This is a genomic window from Frankia sp. R82, from assembly GCF_023716925.1.
GTDB lineage: Bacteria > Actinomycetota > Actinomycetes > Frankiales > Frankiaceae > Frankia.
In genome coordinates this window covers 1-1,072 of sequence record NZ_JAMQQG010000175.1, presented here as the reverse complement: position 1 = coordinate 1,072, position 1,072 = coordinate 1, and the positions used below count along the sequence as shown (strand labels likewise).

The window sequence follows — 1,072 nt, the reverse complement described above, 5'->3', positions numbered from 1 at the left end:
CGACTCCCAGCGCGCCCGAGGCCCGTGCCGTCTCCGGTCAGCACCGCCAGCCGAGCGCGCGGGACGACGGATCATCCGGCGCGCTCGGCTTCCTCATCGCCTTCAACGCGACCACCGCGCCGACAATCATGGTCTCGAAGTGTCCGGAACCGCCAGATCGACACAAGGCCCGTTCGACGCGGTAGACGGGCGTGCCCGACATCTCCCGTTTACGAGTTCCGACACGAGGATGGCGCACCAGTGAGCAGGCCGGATAGAATAATGGCCGGCGGTAACGGACCAGCCCCTGCGGCCTCCCTCCTTGGACAGGTATGAGCGGACAAGTCAGACGCCGGACCGGCACCGGTGACGCCGCACCGCGGCTGAAGCGTGAGCTCTACGAGAAAGAACTCCTCCGGCTCCAGGCTGAGCTGGTGACCATGCAGGAGTGGATCCGCGAGACCGGCGGACGCCTGGTCGTGATATTCGAGGGCAGAGACGCCGCCGGGAAGGGCAGCGCCATCAAACGCGTCACCGAATATCTGAACCCGCGGGTCGCCCGGATCGTCGCCCTCCCGGTGCCCACGGAGCGAGAAAAAACTCAGTGGTACTTCCAGCGCTATATCGAGCAACTGCCCGCCGCCGGCGAGATCGTCCTGATGGACCGGTCATGGTACAACCGCGCCGGCGTCGAGCGGGTCATGGAATTCTGCACGCCAGCCGAGCACCGACGTTTCCTCGCGCAGTGCCCGGTGTTCGAGCGGCTCCTCATCGACGACGGCATCATGCTGCGCAAGTACTGGTTCTCGGTCAGCGACACCGAGCAGGACGACCGCTTCCGCGACCGGCTGGATGACCCGATGCGCCGCTGGAAGCTCTCACCGATGGACCTGGAGTCCATCCGCCGCTGGGAGGACTACTCCCGCGCCAAGGACGACATGTTCGTCCACACCGACACAACGGAATCGCCCTGGTTCGAGATCGAGGCGGACGACAAGCGCCGAGCCCGCATAAACATGATCAGCCACCTGCTGTCGACCGTTCCGTACCAGGAAGTCGAGCGACCCTCACTTGTCATCCCGGACCGGCCAAA

2 protein-coding genes are annotated in these 1,072 nt (G+C 65.3%); both read left to right on the top strand.

Going from position 1 to position 1,072, the window contains the following annotated elements; genetic code table 11:
* Positions 1-185: hypothetical protein (locus ND747_RS16460; RefSeq protein ID WP_251734487.1), on the top strand; the 185-nt coding region annotated here is incomplete at its 5' end.
* Positions 186-311: 126 nt separating this feature from the next.
* Positions 312-1,072, top strand: a 761-nt coding sequence (ppk2, locus tag ND747_RS16455; RefSeq protein ID WP_251734486.1) for a polyphosphate kinase 2, incomplete at its 3' end; no start/stop codon positions are given.